The organism is Rhizobium sp. RSm-3 (assembly GCF_001854685.1).
GTDB lineage: Bacteria > Pseudomonadota > Alphaproteobacteria > Rhizobiales > Rhizobiaceae > Rhizobium > Rhizobium ecuadorense.
Window position 1 is genome coordinate 342,703 of the sequence record NZ_MAWZ01000024.1, and the last position, 18,282, is coordinate 360,984.

Annotated in this window: 17 protein-coding genes; 5 read left to right on the forward strand and 12 right to left on the reverse strand. The window is 62.7% G+C overall.

Features of this window, described 5'->3' with window-relative positions; all coding sequences use genetic code 11:
• Positions 1–117 precede the first annotated feature (117 nt).
• The 5 genes from purB to BBJ66_RS20705 form a co-directional block, all read right to left on the reverse strand.
• Entirely contained in the window at positions 118–1,425 is a 1,308-nt protein-coding gene (gene purB / locus BBJ66_RS20685) for an adenylosuccinate lyase (protein ID WP_071089387.1), read from the reverse strand.
• A gap of 123 nt (positions 1,426–1,548) precedes the next feature.
• Positions 1,549–2,034, reverse strand: a complete 486-nt coding sequence (locus BBJ66_RS20690) for a hypothetical protein (RefSeq protein ID WP_190238025.1) — start codon at positions 2,032–2,034, stop codon at positions 1,549–1,551.
• A gap of 62 nt (positions 2,035–2,096) precedes the next feature.
• Positions 2,097–2,813 (reverse strand): DUF2259 domain-containing protein, encoded by a 717-nt coding sequence (locus tag BBJ66_RS20695; RefSeq protein ID WP_049735073.1) that lies wholly within the window; start codon positions 2,811–2,813, stop codon positions 2,097–2,099.
• The gene (gene rpe / locus BBJ66_RS20700; RefSeq protein WP_071089393.1) at positions 2,810–3,487 is read right to left on the reverse strand and encodes a ribulose-phosphate 3-epimerase; all 678 of its coding nucleotides are present in this window, start codon (positions 3,485–3,487) and stop codon (positions 2,810–2,812) included. Before rpe ends, BBJ66_RS20695 begins: the two co-directional genes overlap by 4 nt.
• A gap of 63 nt (positions 3,488–3,550) precedes the next feature.
• The gene (locus tag BBJ66_RS20705; RefSeq protein ID WP_071089397.1) at positions 3,551–4,633 is read right to left on the reverse strand and encodes an ABC transporter substrate-binding protein; all 1,083 of its coding nucleotides are present in this window, start codon (positions 4,631–4,633) and stop codon (positions 3,551–3,553) included.
• Between the two features lie 179 nt (positions 4,634–4,812).
• On the opposite strand from BBJ66_RS20705, the gene BBJ66_RS20710 reads away from it, so the two are divergent.
• Together BBJ66_RS20710 and BBJ66_RS20715 are read left to right on the forward strand one after the other, a co-directional pair.
• On the forward strand, positions 4,813–5,307 hold the full coding sequence (locus tag BBJ66_RS20710; protein WP_049735076.1) for a flavin reductase: 495 nt from the start codon (positions 4,813–4,815) through the stop codon (positions 5,305–5,307).
• A gap of 26 nt (positions 5,308–5,333) precedes the next feature.
• Positions 5,334–5,654, forward strand: a complete 321-nt coding sequence (locus BBJ66_RS20715) for a TfoX/Sxy family protein (protein ID WP_071089400.1) — start codon at positions 5,334–5,336, stop codon at positions 5,652–5,654.
• Here the strand turns inward: BBJ66_RS20715 and BBJ66_RS20720 are convergent.
• From BBJ66_RS20720 to BBJ66_RS20740, 5 genes are all read right to left on the reverse strand, one after another.
• Entirely contained in the window at positions 5,624–6,073 is a 450-nt protein-coding gene (locus tag BBJ66_RS20720; RefSeq protein ID WP_071089403.1) for an NUDIX domain-containing protein, read from the reverse strand. The two genes, BBJ66_RS20715 and BBJ66_RS20720, sit on opposite strands and share 31 nt — an antisense overlap.
• A gap of 5 nt (positions 6,074–6,078) precedes the next feature.
• A complete protein-coding gene (locus BBJ66_RS20725) occupies positions 6,079–7,596 on the reverse strand; it encodes a DEAD/DEAH box helicase (protein WP_049735079.1) in 1,518 nt (505 codons plus the stop codon).
• Between the two features lie 157 nt (positions 7,597–7,753).
• Positions 7,754–9,088 carry a peptidoglycan DD-metalloendopeptidase family protein gene (locus BBJ66_RS20730; RefSeq protein WP_071089406.1) on the reverse strand — a complete coding sequence of 445 codons (1,335 nt, stop codon included), beginning with the start codon at positions 9,086–9,088 and terminating at the stop codon, positions 7,754–7,756.
• 106 nt (positions 9,089–9,194) lie between these two features.
• Positions 9,195–10,022 carry a ferritin-like domain-containing protein gene (locus BBJ66_RS20735; protein WP_049735081.1) on the reverse strand — a complete coding sequence of 276 codons (828 nt, stop codon included), beginning with the start codon at positions 10,020–10,022 and terminating at the stop codon, positions 9,195–9,197.
• Entirely contained in the window at positions 10,019–10,492 is a 474-nt protein-coding gene (locus BBJ66_RS20740) for a peroxiredoxin (RefSeq protein ID WP_049735082.1), read from the reverse strand. The genes BBJ66_RS20735 and BBJ66_RS20740 overlap by 4 nt, the downstream gene beginning before the upstream one ends.
• Positions 10,493–10,617: 125 nt before the next feature.
• On the opposite strand from BBJ66_RS20740, the gene BBJ66_RS20745 reads away from it, so the two are divergent.
• Both BBJ66_RS20745 and BBJ66_RS20750 read left to right on the forward strand, forming a co-directional pair.
• Positions 10,618–14,019 (forward strand): YhdP family protein, encoded by a 3,402-nt coding sequence (locus BBJ66_RS20745; RefSeq protein WP_071089409.1) that lies wholly within the window; start codon positions 10,618–10,620, stop codon positions 14,017–14,019.
• Positions 14,020–14,146: 127 nt separating this feature from the next.
• Positions 14,147–14,431 carry a hypothetical protein gene (locus BBJ66_RS20750; protein ID WP_071089412.1) on the forward strand — a complete coding sequence of 95 codons (285 nt, stop codon included), beginning with the start codon at positions 14,147–14,149 and terminating at the stop codon, positions 14,429–14,431.
• Between the two features lie 81 nt (positions 14,432–14,512).
• On the opposite strand, the gene tyrS is transcribed toward BBJ66_RS20750, so the two are convergent.
• Positions 14,513–15,769, reverse strand: coding sequence for a tyrosine--tRNA ligase (tyrS, locus tag BBJ66_RS20755; protein ID WP_071089415.1), 1,257 nt, complete (start codon positions 15,767–15,769; stop codon positions 14,513–14,515).
• Between the two features lie 129 nt (positions 15,770–15,898).
• Here tyrS and BBJ66_RS20760 point away from each other — a divergent pair, with 129 nt between their 5' ends.
• Positions 15,899–17,017 (forward strand): anhydro-N-acetylmuramic acid kinase, encoded by a 1,119-nt coding sequence (locus tag BBJ66_RS20760; RefSeq protein WP_071089418.1) that lies wholly within the window; start codon positions 15,899–15,901, stop codon positions 17,015–17,017.
• Positions 17,018–17,075: 58 nt separating this feature from the next.
• Here BBJ66_RS20760 and BBJ66_RS20765 read toward each other — a convergent pair whose 3' ends face one another.
• Positions 17,076–18,251 carry an acyltransferase family protein gene (locus BBJ66_RS20765; protein WP_071089421.1) on the reverse strand — a complete coding sequence of 392 codons (1,176 nt, stop codon included), beginning with the start codon at positions 18,249–18,251 and terminating at the stop codon, positions 17,076–17,078.
• Between the last annotated feature and the right edge of the window lie 31 nt (positions 18,252–18,282).

Below are 18,282 nucleotides of genomic sequence, written 5' to 3' on the forward strand. Positions count from 1 at the left end.
TCGGGCGTCCGCATAGTCGACAACGAGCTATCCTCGTCGCGAGGATCTCACGCCCTCGCTTTTGACGCGAACATTGATCCCACATCTGCTTCCATTCTCAATGGCAATTCCGAACCGTTACGCCTGACCAAACACCCGCCGGAAGATCGTGTCCACATGCTTGGTATGGTAGCCTAGGTCGAACTTCTCGCGAATATCCTCCTCGGACAGCGCAGCCCGCACCTCCGCATCCGCCAGCAGCTCCTCCAAAAAATCCTTGCCCTGTTCCCAGACCTTCATGGCGTTGCGCTGCACCAGTCGGTAGGCGTCTTCGCGGGAGGCGCCGGCCTGGGTGAGGGCCAGGAGGACGCGCTGGGAGTGGACGAGGCCGCGGAATTTGTTGAGGTTCTTCTCCATGTTCTCAGGGTAGACGAGCAGCTTCTCGATGACGCCGGCGAGACGGGAGAGGGCGAAGTCGAGGGTGACGGTGGCGTCGGGGCCGATCATGCGTTCGACGGAGGAGTGGGAGATATCGCGTTCGTGCCAAAGGGCGACGTTTTCCATGGCCGGCAGGGCGTAGGAGCGGACCATGCGGGCGAGGCCGGTGAGGTTTTCGGTCAGCACCGGGTTGCGCTTGTGCGGCATGGCCGAGGAGCCCTTCTGGCCGGGGGAGAAATATTCCTCGGCTTCCAGCACTTCGGTGCGCTGCAGGTGGCGGATTTCGGTCGCCAGGCGCTCGATCGACGAGGCGACGACGCCGAGGGTGGCGAAATACATGGCGTGGCGGTCGCGCGGGATGACCTGTGTCGAGACCGGCTCGGCCTTCAGGCCAAGCGCCGCGGCGACGTGTTCCTCTACGCGCGGATCGATATTGGCGAAGGTGCCGACGGCGCCCGAGATGGCGCAGGTTGCGATTTCCTCGCGGGCAGCGACGAGGCGCTGGCGGCAGCGCTCGAATTCGGCATAGGCAAGCGCCAGCTTGACGCCGAAGGTGGTGGGCTCGGCGTGAATGCCGTGCGAGCGGCCGATGGTGACGGTGTCCTTGTGTTCGAAGGCGCGGGTTTTGAGCGCTGCGAGCAGGCGGTCGATATCGGCAATCAGGATGTCGGTGGCGCGCACCAGCTGGACGTTGAAGCAGGTGTCGAGCACATCAGATGAGGTCATGCCCTGGTGGACGAAGCGCGCATCCGGGCCGACGATTTCGGCGAGATGGGTGAGGAAGGCGATGACGTCATGCTTGGTGACGGCCTCGATCTCGTCGATGCGGTCGACGTCGAAGGTGGCCGCGCCGCCCTTTTCCCAGATCGTCTTTGCCGCCGATTTCGGGATGACGCCGAGCTCGGCCAGCGCGTCGCAGGCATGCGCCTCGATCTCGAACCAGATGCGGAACTTGGTTTCGGGAGACCAGATGGCGACCATTTCGGGCCGGGAGTAACGCGGGATCATGGGCGGCTGCCTTCACTTCAAGAGGTTTAAGCGTTTCGTTTTTGCGCAATTCCGGACGGAAAGCCGCGGGGCACTTCTCCTGGAATTGCTTCAGTGCCCCTGTAGCAAAGACGGGCGGCAATCTCAACGCATGCGTTTGGCAAGATGATAGCTGCTGACGACAAGGCAGACGAGGCCGAGCGGCAGGAAAAGGCGCAGGCCGATCACCAGGAACTGGTAGACGGCGCTGATGCTGGTGAAGACGAACTGAAAAGCCCAGACGAAACTGCCGAAGGGTGCGTGCCAGCGCGAATAGAAGAGCCGGTATTCCATGGCGAAGAGAAAGGCCGTCATTGCGATCGTCGCCGCCGTCAGCGTCACGAAGAAGGCGGCAAAACGCGCTTCCGGCGGCCTGTCATAGGCAAAGAAGCGGGCGACCGGCAGGGCGAAGGGCCAGGCGAACAGGCCGCCGGCGAAATAGAGCACCGCGACTTCTGCAAGCCGGCTCGTCTGCAGGCCGTTGCGGAGGTAAAGGCCTAGCATGGCGGAGGCGAGCATCTGCGTGCCCCAGAACAATGCGCCGGCAATCAGATCGGGGTAGGGCGGCCGCGCGGCTCTGAGACGATCCATCCTCGGGCGATCCGTCTTGGGGCGATCCGGGCTCGGGCCATCCATCCTTGGGCGAGCCGGGTTCAGGGCCGAACCGGAACGGCGATCCAGCGTCCGTTCCTGTCGGCGTCGAAAGCCAGGACCAGGGCGATGTGAACCTGGTCTCCCGTTTCCGGCTGATAGACCACCGCTCCGCCGATCCGGTATTCCACAGAACAGGCGCGCTCGGTCGGAACCGCCGTCGCCTGCCGCGCCGCCTGGCGGTTCGGAGCGCCTTGTTTCTCGATCATCTGCAGGCTGAAGCCGAGGACCCGCTTGTCGACGGCGGCGCAATCCTTCGGCGTTGCCACCGGCATCTCGCTGAGCGACAGCGTATAGGGCGATTTCGGCGGGCCATCGGTCGCAAGCGTGGTGTAGCGGATGGTCTTCGAGGGGGAGCCGAGTTCGGTCGGCGGATTGAAAGCGGCGATCAGGCCGGGATTGGTCAAGAGATCGTACTTGTCCATCTGGCTGCGCGCCGCCGTCAGGTTCTGCCGCCGCGCCTTGGAAAGATTGGCGTCCTTCTCGGTCATCTCGGTGCGGAAGGGCGTACCCTGGAGATACTGGCCGTTTTCGGTATCGACGAAATAGGTGTTGGAGTAGGGGGCGCCGCCTTCCTCCTTGATGCCGAATTCCTGAAATCCGAACACCTTGCCATCGGCGGAAAAGCCGATCGGCTGGATATTTGCGATGTCGCCAGCCAGTGACAGGCCGGGCAATGCAGCGGCAAGCATGCCGCCGATGAGTAGACGCTTCATCATCCTCGTGTCCCTTCGGCTGCCTGACGCAGATCGGTGACGGTCCGGCGATAATCCTCGACCGTCGCGCCCTTGAAAATTGCCGAACCGGCGACCAAGACGTTGGCGCCGGCGCGCGCGATTGCCGGCGCCGTTTCCACCGTCACGCCGCCGTCGACCTCGAGTTCGATCGGACGGTCACCGATCAGTGACTTTGCCGCTGCGATCTTGGCTGCCATTGCCGGAATAAATTTCTGTCCGCCGAAGCCGGGATTGACCGACATGATGAGGATGAGGTCGACATCGTCGAGCACGTTTTCGATGGCGCTGAGCGGGGTGGCAGGATTGAGCGTCACCCCGACCTTCTTGCCGAGATTGCGGATGGTCTGCAGCGAGCGGTGCAGATGCGGCCCGGCTTCGGCATGGACGGTGATGCGGTCGCAGCCGGCCTTGGCGAAGGCTTCGAGATAGTCGTCGACCGGCGAGATCATCAGGTGGCAGTCGAAAGTGGCCGAGGTATAGGAGCGCAGCGACTTGATGACATCGGGGCCGAAGGAGATGTTCGGCACGAAATGTCCGTCCATGACGTCGAGATGGATCCAGTCGGCGCCGGCGGCCGTGACGTTGCGCACCTCCTCGCCGAGCCGGGCGAAATCCGCTGCGAGGATCGAAGGGGCAATGCGAATGGGCAGCGTCATCAAGTTTTACTCCCTGTGGGCCGCCATTTGAGCGCGGTCTCCGATTTCAAGACTGGCGGCCGCTCACTCCGTCGGCGCGGCAGGTGGAAAAAAGCCGTTGCCCCGCCATTCGAGCAGGCGGTAGGCGTTTTGCGCAAGTTCGTGCGCGGCGGTGAAGGCGATGGCGCCGACCGGTGTCTGGAACGTCGTGCCGAGAAGTGCGTCCTGGAGAGGCTTGCCGGCCGCTGCGGCGGCTTCCCCTGCCTTGCCGGCAATCAGTGCCGCGGCGAGCGACGGCAGGACATAGCCTTCCGGCTCGATGCCTTTGGCGCGCAGCGCGTCGGCCGCCGTTGTGCCTTCCGGCAGAAGGGCATATTCCGGCAGGGCGACGGCGCGTACGCCGGGGGCAAGCGGCAGCGGCTGGTCGGCGGCGCGCATGGCATCGCCGCCGAGAATGGAGAGCGGGATGTTTTCCGCCTTGGCGTCACGGGCGATGACGGCGACATCGTTGCGGTCGCCGCCGATGAAGACCCTAGTGGCGCCGGCGCGTTTCAGCCGGCGGACAAGGGCAACCTGCTGCTCCTGTCCCGGGCGATAGGTATCGGTAAAGACCGGCTTCAGGCCGTTCTGCTCCAGCGCATTGCGCACCGCTTCCGTCAGTTCACGGCCATGTATGGTGCCGTCCTCGATCAGCGCAATCGGATCGGCGGCCCAGTCCTTCAGGATCACTTCGTTGATCTTTGCCGCCTCGGTGCCATCGGCGGGCGCCAGGCGGAAGAGCAGCCAGCCGTTTTTCAGCGTATCCTCCATCAGGATGCGGGAGCGAACCGAGACGGTGATTGCGGCAATGCCGGCGTCCTTCAGCTTCGGCAGCGCGCCTTCCAGCGTCTCGCTGCAGAGAAAGCCGATCGCGACCTGCGCCTTGGCCGCAACCAGCGCATCGGCAACCGCAGCACCGCTATTGTCCTCGCAGGTCTCGTTGATGGCGACGAGGGTATTTCCGGATTGCTGGATCTCGAAACCGGCCCCGGTGGCAATCTGGGCACCGAGCAAAGCGAGTGAACCGTTCTGAGGGGCGACGACGCCGATCGTCACGCCGGCCGCATGGCCTTGCGCCGCCGCTCCCAGCAGCGCAAGAAAGGCTGCTATCCCTCGCAGGTTGATCATGAAAGGCGGAGATCCCCTAGCCATCGTCCATGCCCTTTTATCCGCAAGGCCGCGATCGTCAAAGAAAAACAAGCGTGAAGCAGTGCTTTTCACCGGTCCTATTGTAGAAAAGGTAACCGATGCTCGCCATATTGGCGCGATAACAAGATGATCCATGCAGAAAAGCACGGGAGAAGCAGGTGTTGAACAGGCAGCATATCGATCCCGGTCTTTATCGAGACGCCATGAGCCGCTATGCCGGCCATGTGCAGCTCGTAACGACGGCGATGGAAGGCTTGCGCCGCGGTGTCACGATCACCGCCGCCTGCTCGGTCTCGGATAATCCGGCCTCGGTGCTGATCTGCCTCAACAACACCAATCCGAAGAACGAAATCTTTTTCCGCAGCGGCGTCTTTGTGCTGAACACGCTCGGCGCCCATCATCAGGGCGTTGCCGACGCCTTTTCCGGACGGACATCGCTTGGCGATGGCGAGCGTTTCGCCAGCGCCCGTTTCGAGACGCTGGTCACCGGTGCGCCGGTGCTTGCCGATGCGCTCGCCGCTTTCGATTGCCGGGTGACAGACATCAAGGAAATGCCGACGCATAATGTCATCTTCGGCGAGGTCGCGGCCGTGCGTTTCAGTGAAAAGCACCCGGCGCTCATCTATATGAACCGAGATTATCACGCGCTGTGATTTTCAGGATCTCAAGGGAATAGCGAATGGACAATGCCGGCATCGAGGAAATGTTTCAGGGGCTTGGCCCGGTCACGGTCAAGCGCATGTTCGGCGGCAAGGGCATCTATCACCTCGGCCGCATCGTCGCGCTCGAAGTGCGCGACGAGATGCTGCTGAAGGCGGATGAAACGAGCGCTCCGGAATTTGCCGCCGCCGGCGCCACGCAGTGGAGCTACGAGGGCAAGAAGGGCAAGCCGGTGAAGATGCCCTATTGGACGATCCCCGACGAGGCCTATGACGATCCCGATCTGATGGCGAAATGGGTACGGCTTGCCTATGAGGCGTCGCTGCGCGCCGATGGCTGACTCTCTTCGGCAATCGGCAAAGCCGCTATCGCCGCCTTGGTGAAGGCCGAGAGCGGTTCCGGCAAATCCGTCAGCGCAAACCAGCCGAAATCGGAAAGCTTGTCCGGTTCGGTCAATTGCGGCTCGCCTTCGACGTCGCGGGCGAGATAGAGAAGGGAAATCCAGTGCTGGCGGTCGGTGTCGATGATCTGTTCGGTCATGCCGATCCGCTCGATCCGGCCGATCCTGAGGCCGGTTTCTTCCTCGGCCTCGCGGCGCGCGGCTTGCTCGGCCGGCTCCATATGATCGACCTTGCCGCCGACGATATTCCAATAGCCGGCTTCCGGTGGGCGCATGCGTTTATAGAGCAGAACCTTGGCGTCGCGCAGAATGACCAGACCGACGCCGAAGCCCGGAAAATCGAGACCGGGCTTCGCCATCGCGATCAGATCTTGGCGCTGCCGGCGATCAGCATGAAGGCAGGGATATCGTCGCCGAAGCCGACCGGGGTCGGGCCGTCGTCGTGGTCACGATGGCGGCGGCGGTCGCGGCTGTCATCATTTGCCGGATAGGGCCGGGTGTTACGCGCATTGTTTTGCGGCTTCTGCTCTGCTCTGCGCTCGTTCTTCACGATGTCGGCCTTTACTGGTGCTGCCTGGATCACTTGGACGTCATTATCCTGGATGTCGATATCAGATTTATGACCTGTGGCGCTGCGATTGCCGCGTCCGCGACCACGATCCCTCTCGCCGCGCTCACCCTTTGCGCCACGCTCGCGGCTGTTGCGCCGCGGGCGTTCGCTGTCGGCGCTTTCTTCTGCCGGCGGCAGGGAATTCACATCGCCGCTCAGCCATTCGACTTTCTCGCCGATCAGCTTTTCGATCGCATCGACGAATTTGCTGTCGCGCTTGGTGACCAGCGTGAAGGCGGCGCCCGAGCGGCCGGCACGGCCGGTGCGGCCGATGCGGTGGACGTAATCTTCGGAATGGATCGGCACGTCGAAATTGAAGACGTGGCTGACATCGGGAATGTCGAGGCCGCGGGCGGCGACGTCTGAGGCAACCAGCAGCTGGAGATTGCCGTCACGGAAGCTCTGCAGCGTCATCGTGCGGGAGCGCTGGTCCATGTCGCCATGCAGCGCGCCGACGGAGAAGCCGTGGCGTTCCAGCGACCGGAAAAGATCGGCAACATCCTTCTTGCGGTTGCAGAAGATGATGGCGTTCTTCAGTTCAGTCTGGGCGCGGACGAGTTCACGCAGAACCGCGCGCTTCTCGTAATCCTTGCTGTGCGAGGCGACGAAGCGCTGCGTCACGGTCTTTGCGGCCGAAGCGGGCTTGGCCACTTCGATGCGCTCGGGATTCTGCAGGAAGCGGTCGGCGAGCTTCTGGATCTCCGGCGGCATGGTTGCCGAGAAGAACAGCGTCTGGCGGGTGAACGGGATCATCTTGGCGATGCGTTCGATATCGGGGATGAAACCCATATCGAGCATGCGGTCGGCCTCGTCGATGACGAGGATCTCGACGCCGCTCATCAACAGCTTGCCGCGCTCGAAATGGTCGAGCAGGCGGCCGGGCGTGCAGATCAGTACATCGGCGCCGCGCTCGAGCTTGCGGTCCTGGTCCTCGAAGGAAACGCCGCCGATCAAAAGGGCGACGTTGAGGCGATGGTTCTTGCCGTATTTTTCGAAATTCTCGGCGACCTGGGCGGCGAGTTCGCGCGTCGGCTCGAGAATCAGCGTACGGGGCATGCGGGCGCGGGCGCGGCCCTTTTCCAGAAGCGACAGCATCGGCAGAACGAAGGATGCCGTCTTGCCGGTGCCCGTCTGCGCGATGCCGCAAATATCGCGACGCTCGAGCGCAAAGGGGATGGCTCCCGCCTGAATAGGCGTGGGTATCGTGTAGCCCGCGTCGGTAACAGCGGATAGCACTTTTTGGCTCAAGCCAAGGTCAGCGAATGTCGTCAAAGGGAAAACTGTTTCCGTTCCGGTTCGGCCGAGCTCTGAACGAGTCGGCGGGATTGCATGCCGCAATGCAGCGCGACATAGCCCCGAATGGCCGGCAAGTCAAGAAATAGAGAGGCCGCACCCCGTACAGAGTGAAGCGATGGTTACCTGACGGCTGTTACTTGATATAGGTGGCGAGTTTAAGGCCGGCATTCATGAAATATACTGGATCGACCGCGTGGCCATCCTGGCGCACTTCATAGTGCAGATGCGTCCCCGTCGAGCGGCCGGTGCTGCCGGCAAGGCCGATGACGTCGTTGCGGCCGACCGTGTCGCCGAGCTTGACCAGCACTTGCGACATATGGCCGTAGCGCGTCGAGATGCCGTTGCCGTGATCGACCTCGACCATATTGCCGTAACCGCCGGTCCAGCCGGCGGAGATAACTTTGCCCGGCGCCGACGGGCGGATCTTTTCACCCGGCGAGAAGCGGAAGTCGATGCCGGAATGCAGCGCGAGGCGGCCGAGGAAAGGGTCGCGGCGATTGCCGAACGGGCTGGTCACGTCCCTGCCGATGGCGGGATTGCGGAAGGGCAGGGATTCGGCGGTGCTGCGCACGGCCTCCAGCCGGGTCAGCGCGCCGTCGAGCGCTGCCAGCGAATTGTTGAAATCGTCGTTGCTTTCAGGTTCGATATAGGGGCCGCCGACGGCATCGTCGTCCTGCCTCGCCGCAGTCTCCTCGGGCACCGGAATCTTGAAGCGGGTCAGCACATTGCCAATGGCATTGGCGGCATTGCCGGCGTCGCTGGTCAGCTGCTCGACGCGGTTGCGCTGATCCTGTTCGACACCCTTCAGCGACAGCGTCACGTTGGAGAAGATCCGGTCGGCGCGGTCGCCGACCGTCTCGGCGGACGGCACATAGGCAAGCGTCGAATTGTCGGGCGTCGCATCGGCCGGCGCGCCGCTCGCCAGCTGTTTCTCGATCGCATCGATGCCGCCGCCGGTCAGCGCAGCGCGCTTGTCCTTGATATCGGGGGCATAGGACTGGACAGGCGAAGACAGGGCGGGTGAAGACGGGGCGGGCAGGGCGCCGTCCTTATCCGTCAGGCCGGAGCTTTCGGCCCGGTCGAGCAGATTGTCGAGCTTGCCGTGGCGCGACGTCAGCGCCATCTGCTGCTCCATCAGCTTGTCGACCTTATCCTCGACCACCTGCTGGTCGAGCAGCTGGCGGGAGGTGATGCGGTCGACCTGGGAGCGAAGCGCGGCGATGCGGTCTTCATAGTCGTGCTGCATGCGGGCCTGGCGCGCCATGGTGGCGCCGATCAGGTCGTCGCGCAGGACGAGATAAGAGGTGGCGAGGAGATAGCCGATCGAGAAGACGCCGACGAAGCAGAAGGCAACGGCTGCCATCCACGGCCGCACCGTCATGTGGCGGACCTTGTCGCCGCTTGCCAGGATCAGGATGTGTTCCTGCGCTCGCCTGCCGAATACCCGGTGCTGATGTCCGCTGTTCACGCAGGCTCTCCCGATTGATGCACTACGCCTCTTTCGGAAAATTAGACACGTTTATGGTTAACGAATGCTTTCTTTGTCGCTGTCCGTGTAGAAAATACCAGCGATTTCAGGCATGGCTGATCGATGCGAGCGTGCGGTAGAAAGACGGAGTCAGCCCCGCCTCGGCACGGGCGAGATCGTTGAAGGGCGGCTTCAGTGGCCCGCGGAAATTGGCGCGCACCAGCTCCTGGAAGGCTTTTGCCGGGTCGCGCTTCTCCCGCGCGCAGAGGAAGCGGAACCACTTGGCGCCGACGGCGACATGGCCTTTCTCGTCGTTGTAGATGACGTCGAGGACCGCGGCACTTTCGAGATCGCCGGTCTGGCGCATCTTTGCCTGCAGCGACGGCGTGACGTCGAGGCCGCGGGCCTCGAGAATCAGCGGCACGACGGCGAGCCTTGCCGTCAGGTCGTTGCGCGTCGAATGGGCCGCCTGCCAGAGCCCGTCATGGGCGGGAAGATCGCCGTAATCGGCGCCGAGATCGTTGAGGCGGGCGCGCACCATGCGGAAATGCTTCGCCTCCTCGAAGGCAACCTGCATCCAGCCGTCGAAAAAGGAATTCGGCACCTGTTCGGTGGCGAATCGAGCAACGATATCAAGCGCCAGATCGACGGCATTGAGTTCGATATGGGCGATGGCATGGAGCAGGGCGATCCGGCCTTTCAGCGTATGCAGCGAGCGCTTTTCCACCTGGGTCGGCGGCGTCAGCACCGGCCTGTCGGGGCGGCCGGGCCTCTCCGGCAGGGCCGCGTCGAGCGGCGAGCGCAGCGACACCCGGCGGGCGAACCAGCGGGTGGCGCTTTCCTGCGCAAGCGCCGTCTTGCGGTCGAGATCGGCGGAGCAGATGGCATCGATGGCGCCGCCGCGCAGCGAAGTTATCGCGAGGTCGCCGGTCACGCGGCCAGATTCCGCACGGCCTCGAGCACGGTTTCGGCATGGCCCTGCACCTTCACCTTCTGCCAGATGGTGGCGATCGTGCCGTCCTGGCGGATCAGGAAGGTGGTGCGCTCGACGCCCATGAAGTTGCGGCCGTACATGCTCTTTTCCTTCCAGACGCCGTAGGCCTGCAGCGTCGTCTTTTCCTCGTCCGAGGCCAGCGCCACCGAGAGACGGTGTTTCCTGATGAACTTGTCATGGCAGGCGGCCGAATCGGGCGACATGCCGATGACGGCCGCACCCGCTGCCTCGAACTCGCTTGCCAGCGCGGTGAAAGCCAATGATTCGGCGGTGCAGCCTGTCGTATCGTCCTTGGGATAGAAGAACAGCACGAGCGGCCTGCCCTGGAATTCGGCCAGCGAGACGCGGCCGCCGCCGTCGCGGGGAAGGTTGAAATCAGGAGCCGTGGCGCCGATGCCGGGAACCGCCATTGGGAAAACCTTTCTTTTGCCGGGTTTGTGGATGACACTTTCTCTCCCCGAATTATATAGTGGACGGTAACCCGTCCAGCATGGCCGGGTTCAATTCTTCACTTAAAGGGAGAGCCCGAAGGCGCATGTCAGCCATCCGCGGCGAAAAGGTCACGTTTCGCAAGAAGGATATCGTTGCGCTGGACCGCTTGCCGTCCGCCCAGGCCGAGGATCCGATCATCGTCCATTGCCCGCCGCCGCGTTCGCCGGTGCGGCGTACGGCGAAGCTGACCGCAGGATTTCTGGGCGTAATTCTCCTTGTGCTCGCCGCGATCGTCTTCACCGTCGAGAGCGGCATGTTCGACAAGCCGCTGTCGCAGCAGGCGCAGGCGGCGTTGAACGGCGTGGCTGGACCGCGCTACCGCGCCCAGGTCGGCTCCACCGTCATCCGCTTCACCTCGGATTTCCGGCTGGCGCTGGAAGCGCGCAACGTCAATATGATCGATGAGCAGAGCGGCCAGCACCTGTCTACGACGGGTTCGGTGCGCCTGGGGCTCGATCCGCTGCAGCTTTTCCGCGGACGCATCGCCGTCAGCGACATCGAAGCCGACGATATCGCGCTCGATACCGCGCTTCTGCCCTCCGGCAATCCCGTGACGCTCGACGATCTGCGCATCGACGCCATGCCGACGGCGATGGAGAAGATCTTTTCGCAGTTGGACATGTTCGACAGTATTGTGACGCGCGGATCGACCAGTTCGGTGCGCATCTCCGGCTTAAACATCAAGCTTGCCGACACCGCCAACGGCCCGCTGTCGCTGGTCATCGACAACCTCGTCTTTGCCCATGCTGGCCCATCCTCGCTGCAATTGACCGGCGAGGTGGCGCTGAACGGCGAGGTGGCCGAGCTCGAGGTGCTGGCCGAGAAGGAAGATGGCCACGTGTCGAAGGTCGTGGCGACGCTCAAGCATGCCGATCTCACGCCCTTTGCGCTGAAACGCAATGATCAGGGGGCGATCCGGCAGGGGCTCAGCGCCTTTGCCGACCTGACGGTATCGGCCACCAGGGCGCGCGATGGCGTGCAGCCGGCGCTTGCGGCGACGCTCGACATCGATCCCGGCCTGATCTATGCGGACGGCGATCCGCAGGAACTGTCGGGCGGACAGATCAACCTCGTCTATGATTTCGCCAAACAGACGCTCGAAATCGCCCGGTCGAACGCCCGGTTCGGCGCCACCACCGTTCCGATCAACGGCGCGCTGATCGATCTCGACAAGCTCGATCCGCAGGCCGGAAAGGGCTTCGGCATCGACCTGCTGGTCAGCGGCGGCACGGCAGCCCCCGGCGGCTCCGGCGAGCAGCCGGTCGCCTTCGACATCCAGGCGACCGGGCGCTACCTGGTTGCCGGGCGAGAGTTCCTGTTTCCCAACATGACCGTCTCCAGCCCGCTCGGCGCGCTTTACGGAGCACTGCACGTCAAGCTCGGCGGCAAATCGCCGGAGATCAGCTTTGCCGGCCAGTCGGCACAGATGCAGACAACGGCGATCAAGCAGCTGTGGCCATTCTGGATGGCGCCCAAGGTGCGCACCTGGGTGCACGGCAACCTCTTCGGCGGCACTGTCACCAACGCCTCCATCTCCGTCTTCATTCCCTTCGGCAGGCTGGACGAGGCGGCAGGCGGCAAGGGATTGAAGCTCGACGCCAACCAGATCCGCATCGGCTTCGACATTGCGGACGCGCGGATGAACGTCGCCGGCGACATTCCGCCGGTTCGCGACATGGCGGCCCATTTCGACCTGACCGGCCCCACTGCGACGATCGCGATCAAGAGCGGCGCGTCGTTTTTCCCCTCCGGCCGGTCCGTCGGTCTCGGGCAGGGAACCTTCATCATACCGGCAACCTACGACAAGCCGCTGATGGCCGATATCGATCTGGCGATCTCAGGGACAGCGGACGCCGTCGGCGAGCTTCTGACCTACCGGCCGATCCGGGTGCTGCAGCGCGCCGGCTTTACGCCCGACGATTTCAAGGGGCGGATCGAGGCGAATGTGAAGGCGCATTTCGGCCTGCTCTCCTCGCAGAACCCGCCGCCGGCCGAGTGGACGGCGGCGATGAAGCTCAGCGATATCGATCTTGCCAAGCCGTTTTCGGGCCGCACGATCAGCAATCTCGACGGGACGCTGAACGGCAATCCGAAACAGATCACCCTCGACGCCAAGGCCCAGATCGACGGCGTCCCAGCCGATATCGATCTTACAGAGCCGGTCGAGGCGTCCGACAGCGCGAAGCGGCAGCGGGTGATCACCGCGACGCTTTCCGAGGAGCAGCGCAACAAGCTGATACCTGGCCTTTCCGGTATCGTCGGCGGCAGCGTCAAGATGGTGCTGACGCGGATCGACGACGACCGGCAGGACGTCCAGCTCGACCTCACCCGCTCGCAACTCGACCTGCCGTGGATCGGCTGGTCGAAGGGCAGCGGCATTGCAGCTTCGGCCGAATTCGAAACCTCCGGCCCGGCCGAAAATACCCAGATCAAGAACTTCCGGCTGAAGGGCGACGGTTTCGGCGCCAACGGTTCGATGAACATCGGCAAAGGCGGGCTGATCTCGGCCGATTTCGACAGTGTCAAACTCTCCTCACTTGACGATTTCGCCCTGTCGGTGAAACGCAGCAAGGGGAATTTCGACGTTTCGGTCTCCGGCGACAGCGCCGATGCGCGGCCGGTGATCGCACGGTTGAAATCGGGCTCGGGCGATGGGGATGATGACGGGGATGGCGGCGACACCGGCGTATCGGTGCGCGCCAGGCTGAAAAACGTCATCGGCTTCAACGATGAGAAGATCGGCAATTTCCAGGCGCAGGTGTCACTGCGCGGCGACAAACTGCAGGCGCTGAACTTTTCGGCCGTGACCGACAGCGGCGAGGCCGTGGTCAGCCAGATGAAGGACGGCGGCGTCATCAACATTACCAGCGGCGATGCCGGCGCAGTCTCGCGTTTCGCCGACCTCTACCAGCACATGCAGGGCGGCCTGCTCAATCTGGCGATCCGGCTTTCGGCGCAGGGCGGCTGGGACGGCTCGCTCGACGTGCGCCGTTTCTCGATCGTCAACGAGCAACGGCTGCAATCGATCGTATCGACGCCTGTCGGAAATGAACAGCGCAGCCTCAACGAAGCCGTCAAGCGCGACATCGACACCTCGTCGCAGCGCTTTCAGCGTGGCTTTGCCCGGGTCGTTTCGCGGGGTGGCATGATCGGCATCGAAAACGGCGTGCTGCGCGGCGACCAAATCGGCGCGACATTCCAGGGCATAGTGCGGGACGGCAAGGGCAACATGGACATGACCGGCACCTTCATGCCGGCCTATGGCCTCAACCGGCTGTTTGCCGAACTGCCGCTGATCGGCATCATCCTCGGCAATGGCAGCGACCGCGGCCTGATCGGCATCACCTTCAAGCTGACAGGCAAGTTCGACCATCCGAACCTGCAGATCAATCCGCTGTCGATTATCGCGCCGGGTGTCTTCCGGCAGATCTTCGAATTCCAGTGAGGCGGGCAAGGCTATTGCGCAGGTTGCGCCCGGCAGGCAATTTTTGTCATCGACGCATGACGTATTTTAGGGAGTTCTGATGTAGTATTCGCATTCGGCCCGGAAACAATGGCCGGCGGAGAATGCCATGCAGTGCTCCCGGACAGTCTCTCTTGCATCGGCCGCCATGATCGTCGTCACGGTCGGCCATCAGGCTTCGTATTCCGCGGAGAAAGGTCAGCGTCTGAAGCAGCCCGAGAACATCCGCTCCGGCCACATCCTCCTCGTTCCCCTCGACGCGACAGTGACACCGCCGACTTTCTCGATCAGCTGGTGGTCACGCGTGACGCGCGCACCCGGCGTCAATCCGCCACCCTATGTCTTCCGGGAGGCCGAACGAACGGATGCGACATCGCGGCCCGGAGTAGAGTGAGGCTTGCGCGCCAACTCGGGAGTTGGGCAAGGAAAAGCCGGCGCGGACGCCGGCTTTGATATCTGTTCAGATTGAATCCGCTTACGCAGCGCGGCGGATCAGGATGTGCTTCTTCTTGCCGAGCGAGAGCTTGATGACGCCGTCGGCGCTGATTTCGTTGCTGCCGATCAAGCGGCGCTCGTCGCTGACCGCCTCGTCGTTGATGCGCACCGCGCCGCCCTGAACGTGGCGGCGGGCTTCGCCGTTCGAGCCGGCAAGGCCGGCGCGGACCATCAGCGAGAGCAGGCCGATGCCGCCGTCGAGTTCGGTGGCGGGGATATCGACCGAAGGCAGGTTTTCCGAGAGCCCGCCTTCTTCGAAGGTCTTGCGCGCCGTTTCCGCGGCCTGCTCGGCGGACGGACGGCCGTGCAGGATCGCAGTGACTTCGGTCGCGAGGATCTTCTTGACCTCGTTGATCTCCGAACCGCCGAGTGCCGAAAGACGAGCGATTTCATCCATCGGCAGCGTCGTGTAGAGCTTCAGGAAGCGCGAGACGTCGGCGTCCTCGGTGTTGCGCCAGTACTGCCAGAAATCATAGGCCGACAGCATGTCGGCGTTCAGCCAGACAGCGCCCGTCGCCGACTTGCCCATTTTGGCGCCCGACGACGTCGTCAGCAGCGGTGATGTCAATGCATAGAGCTGCTGTGTCCCCATGCGGTGACCGAGGTCGATACCGTTGACGATGTTGCCCCACTGGTCCGAACCGCCCATCTGCAGACGGCAGTCGTAGCGCTTGGCGATCTCGACGAAGTCGTAGGCCTGGAGGATCATGTAATTGAATTCCAGGAAGGACAGCGACTGTTCGCGGTCAAGGCGTGTCTTCACGCTGTCGAAGGACAACATGCGATTGACCGAGAAGTGCTTGCCGACATCGCGGAGGAATTCGAGGTAGTTCAGCGAGCGCAGCCATTCGGCATTGTTGATCATCAGCGCGTCCTTGGGACCGTCGCCGTAGTTCAGGTAGCTGGAGAACACACGCTTGATCGAGGCGATGTTGCCTTCGATCGTATCCACGGTCATGAGCTGGCGGGCCTCTTCCTTGAAGGAGGGATCGCCGACCATGCCGGTGCCGCCGCCCATCAGCGAGATGGCGCGATGACCGGTCTTCTGCATCCAATGCAGCATCATGATCTGGATCAGCGAGCCGGCATGCAAGCTGGGCGCCGTGGGATCGAAGCCGATATAGGCCGTCACGGTTTCCTTGGCGAACAGGTCGTCGAGGCCGCTTTCATCAGAGACCTGATGAATGAAGCCGCGCTCTTTCAGCGTGCGGAGGAAATCGGACTTGAACTCGGACATGGCTTTCGTCTCTTGGTGTCTGCGCTTGACCGGTGGCCTCGCGCAAGTTCGTTGTTGTTGATCTGTCGCGGCGCGTTTAGCACTGTTTTTATAAAAGTGCATCCGGGAATCGCATGGGAGGCAAGCCGCATGGATGTCATCAGAACCGCGATCGGCCTGATGAGCGGCACGTCGATGGACGGAATCGACGTGGCGTTGATCAGGACCGACGGCCGCGGCTTTATCGAGCGCGGCCCGTTCATGGGCGTGCCCTATGAGGCCGATTTCCGTGGGCGGCTCAAACGGGCGCTGGAAGTGGCGCGGCCGCTGACCGACAGGAACGGCCGCCCCGCTGAACTTCGCGACATCGAGCTTGAGTTGACCCAACGGCACGCAATTGCCGTTACGGCATTCCTGGAGCATTTCGGGTTTGCTACCGATGCCGTCGATGTTCTCGGCTTCCATGGTCAGACGGTGCTGCATCGACCCGATGAGGGGCTGACGATTCAGATCGGCGACGGCGGGGAGTTGGCGCGCCGAACCGGCATATCGGTGGTCTATGATATGCGCGCCAACGATATGGTCCACGGCGGCCAGGGCGCGCCGCTGGTGCCGGCCTATCATGCTGCACTTGCCGGAAAATTCCAGCAGGCCGGGGAGGCTGTCTGTTTCGTCAATATCGGCGGCATCTCCAATCTGACCTTCATCGGCACGGACGGGCGGATATCGGCCTTCGACAGCGGCCCGGGCAATACGCTGATCGACCAGTGGGTGGAGATGCAGACCGGCAGAACCTATGATCCCGGCGGCGAGATCGCCGGACGCGGCAAGGTCGTGGTCGCGCTGGCTGAGCGCTATCTTGATAACCCATTCTTCCGCGGAAATGTCCGCCGCTCGCTCGATCGCGGCGATTTTGCGCCGCTTCATCGGGGCGAGGCGAGCCTTGAAGACGGCGCCCGGACGCTGGCGCATGTCGCCGCCGCCTCGATCGTCAAATGCGCCGGTTTTCTGCCCGAGAGCCCGTCGACCTATATCGTCTGCGGTGGCGGGCGGCTGAACGTCACTTTGATGGCGGAGTTTTCGGCCATGGCCGAAGCGCTGGGATCGAAGGTATTGACCGCCGAGCAGGCTGGCTTCGACGGCGACGCGATGGAGGCCGAGGCCTGGGCCTATCTCGCTGTCCGCTCGCTGGACGGGCTTCCATTGACGTTTCCCGGCACGACGGGGGTCGGCGCTCCTGTCAGTGGGGGAATGCTCGCAAGGCCATGAGCGCAACGATCATCCCGAAGACGCCGCGGCTAACCGCCGATATGCGGCCGGCAAGGCCCTAGCTTTTTACGGCGACTGGCCGGACATTGGATCCGCGCCCAGCCTGATTGCCGTCCTCGACGCCTCTGACCTGGGCGATGAACGAGAACTTCTTGCGAAGGCCGAGGATCGGCTTCTCGATGAAGTGCCAGGACAGAACGGCGACGGCGAGAGCCGAGGGCAGGCCGACGAGATAGAGCGCCAGCGCCCCATATTTCGGAAAGAGAAAGACCGAGGGGAACGCGCTGATCCAGATCTGCAGGAACGGATCGTGGTACAGATAGACGCCGTAGGAATAATCGCCTTTCCTGAAGAAGGCTGGGATCGGCACCTCCGACAGGCCGATGAAGACGGTGATATAAACAAGGGAAGTGATGACGATCGGCCGGTTAATCACCGACTCCACCGCGCGGCTGTCGAGGGTGAGAATGGCGGTGATGCAGACCAGGCAGGCGGCGGCGAATAGCCAGCGGGAATGCGGAATGACCGCTTTGAACTGAAAGGCGACGATGCCCATCATGAACGCCGTTATCAGCTGCGAGCCCCGGCTCATGAACAGGAAGCGCGCGATCGGCTTGATCGAGCCCGGGAACAGATAGGGCATCTTCTGCACGATCAGGCCGAGGACGATATAGGCGGCCGTTACGGCGAGCAGCTTGTAGCGCGTCTTCACGATGGCGGTGATCATCAGGAACGACATGATGATGTAGCAGAAGATTTCCCAGGGAACCGTCCAGAGAGCGCCGTTGACACGCTGGCTGGGATTGTCCTGGAAAACACCCGGCAGCTCGTAATGGATCCAGCCGACGATATTCAGGAAGTATTTGAAAAATCGCGGATCGGTAAAATAGTCGGCGTGATAGACGATCGTGACGATCGGCCCGATGATCAGCGAGCAAACGACGATATCGACGGCCAGTGCCGGGACGATGCGCAAGCCGCGATTGATCAGGAAATTTCGTAGACTCAGGCGCTGGGCGCTGCCGGCGATCAGAAATCCGCTCAACGCGAAAAACATCGGAACAAGAGCGTATTCGGTGAACCAGAATACCGAGCCCCTGATGAAGGCATCATTCCTTGTCAGCAAAAAGGAATGGGTCAATACGATAGAAAAGGCGAGCCCAATTCGAAGAAAGTCGAACCCCGGACCAATACCCCTATACTTATCCAGGACTTCCCCGAACGACTTGGTCATTGCGGACCTCGCTTTAGTTAGGATCGCGAGG

Coding starts and splice junctions, on each gene's coding strand:
- purB (WP_071089387.1), bottom strand. CDS start 1,425: ATGATCCCGCGTTACTCCCGGCCCGAAATGGTCGCCATCTGGTCTCCC.
- BBJ66_RS20695 (WP_049735073.1), bottom strand. CDS start 2,813: ATGATGAAGCGTCTACTCATCGGCGGCATGCTTGCCGCTGCATTGCCC.
- BBJ66_RS20765 (WP_071089421.1), bottom strand. CDS start 18,251: ATGACCAAGTCGTTCGGGGAAGTCCTGGATAAGTATAGGGGTATTGGT.
- BBJ66_RS20750 (WP_071089412.1), top strand. CDS start 14,147: ATGCAGTGCTCCCGGACAGTCTCTCTTGCATCGGCCGCCATGATCGTC.
- BBJ66_RS20760 (WP_071089418.1), top strand. CDS start 15,899: ATGGATGTCATCAGAACCGCGATCGGCCTGATGAGCGGCACGTCGATG.
- BBJ66_RS20715 (WP_071089400.1), top strand. CDS start 5,334: ATGGACAATGCCGGCATCGAGGAAATGTTTCAGGGGCTTGGCCCGGTC.
- BBJ66_RS20745 (WP_071089409.1), top strand. CDS start 10,618: ATGTCAGCCATCCGCGGCGAAAAGGTCACGTTTCGCAAGAAGGATATC.
- tyrS (WP_071089415.1), bottom strand. CDS start 15,769: ATGTCCGAGTTCAAGTCCGATTTCCTCCGCACGCTGAAAGAGCGCGGC.
- BBJ66_RS20720 (WP_071089403.1), bottom strand. CDS start 6,073: ATGGCGAAGCCCGGTCTCGATTTTCCGGGCTTCGGCGTCGGTCTGGTC.
- BBJ66_RS20740 (WP_049735082.1), bottom strand. CDS start 10,492: ATGGCGGTTCCCGGCATCGGCGCCACGGCTCCTGATTTCAACCTTCCC.
- BBJ66_RS20690 (WP_190238025.1), bottom strand. CDS start 2,034: ATGGATCGTCTCAGAGCCGCGCGGCCGCCCTACCCCGATCTGATTGCC.
- BBJ66_RS20705 (WP_071089397.1), bottom strand. CDS start 4,633: ATGATCAACCTGCGAGGGATAGCAGCCTTTCTTGCGCTGCTGGGAGCG.
- rpe (WP_071089393.1), bottom strand. CDS start 3,487: ATGACGCTGCCCATTCGCATTGCCCCTTCGATCCTCGCAGCGGATTTC.